Below are 1,478 nucleotides of genomic sequence, written 5' to 3'. Positions count from 1 at the left end.
TGTACAACTCTATTGCTATGTGGTGATTGATCTGAAGATGGGGGAATTTGAGCCAGAATTTTCCGGCAAGATGAACTTCTATGTGTCCGCCGTGGATCACCAGTTGCGATCGCCCCGAGATGCACCCACCATCGGCATTATTCTCTGCAAATCGAAGGACAAAACCGTTGTTGAATATGCCCTTCAGGGGCTCAACAAACCCATCGGCGTGTCTACCTACCAGCTCAGTGACGCCCTACCCGAAGATCTCCAAGGCACATTGCCCACCGCTGAACAACTGCGCCGAGAACTCAACCAGCCCATTCCCTAGTCCCACATTTTTCTTACCATGCAATCCAATTGGTGAGTTGCTTCGTAACTATTTGTGATGGTTTCTGCGAAGGTGCTTGCTTGTAGAGATCTGTATCTGTGCATTGGCAATGCTCCATAGCTGGGTAAATGTCAATGTGCTATTACGGTCAAAAACAGCCAATTTCTAAGTGTTTTTGCCGATAATTGGGAGAAATCAGCCTAAAGTTCGATTTTTCTCACAGATAGAGTCTCTATCTTGTATTCACGGCAACAGACATTTTTTTGCTGTTGAAGTAGACGCAGTTTAGTTGAACGAGGAACGTTACTATGGCATTACTAAAGTCCCTGATGATTGCTGGAGCGAGTGCCGTGGGAGTGGCGATCGCACTACCCACCTTGGCAAACACCACTGCACCTACAGTGACCGAGACATCCATGTCTGGCATTGCCTATGAAACGGCTGAATCTATGATGGATATGTCTGAGCCCATGATGGACGACATGTCTGAACCCATGATGGATGATATGTCTGAACCCATGATGGACGACATGTCTGATCCTATGGTTGGTGGCCCCACCATCGTGGACATTGCTGCATCTAGTGAATCCTTTCAAACCTTAACGGCGGCTCTAGAAGCAGCCGATTTGGTGAGCACCCTACAGGGAGAAGGGCCTTTCACCGTGTTTGCCCCAACGGATGAAGCCTTCGCTGCGCTGCCCCCCGGCACGCTAGAAGCTTTACTCCTACCCGAAAACAAGGATATCCTGGTGAGCATCCTTACTTACCACGTGGTGCCTGGCAACGTGATGTCAACGGATTTAGAATCTGGTGCTGTCACCACAGCCGAAGGTCGTTCGATCATGGTGGATGTGAGCGAAGCTGGTGTGATGGTGAACAATGCCTCGGTGGTCATGGCCGATATCGAAGCTAGTAACGGTGTTGTCCACGTGATCGACCAAGTCATTCTTCCCCCCGATATGTAGATAAATGGAGGGGTTTCGCCTAGCTAAACTCCTGTGAGAGTTATAGACCTACTGGATCATGAATCAAAGAACTTAGGCTTCCCAGATTGAGCTAGCACCTGGGAAGTCTAGGTCTTTCAACCTATCGACTGAGATTGCGAGGCTTCGACGTTATTGTTCAACATCCATGGACGCTCCCCCTTCGACTGAATCGGTTCATTGTC

General features: G+C 49.1%; 2 protein-coding genes. Both read left to right on the top strand.

From position 1 onward, the window contains the following. On the top strand, nucleotides 1-310 hold a 310-nt coding region (locus V6D20_06660), incomplete at its 5' end, for a PDDEXK nuclease domain-containing protein (protein ID HEY9815468.1). A gap of 308 nt (nucleotides 311-618) precedes the next feature. Further along, nucleotides 619-1,275 (top strand): fasciclin domain-containing protein, encoded by a 657-nt coding sequence (locus V6D20_06655; protein ID HEY9815467.1) that lies wholly within the window; start codon nucleotides 619-621, stop codon nucleotides 1,273-1,275. Nucleotides 1,276-1,478 lie beyond the last annotated feature (203 nt).

This window comes from Candidatus Obscuribacterales bacterium, from assembly GCA_036703605.1.
In the GTDB taxonomy this organism is placed as follows: Bacteria; Cyanobacteriota; Cyanobacteriia; order RECH01; family RECH01; genus RECH01.
This window is presented reverse-complemented; position numbering and strand designations above follow the sequence as displayed.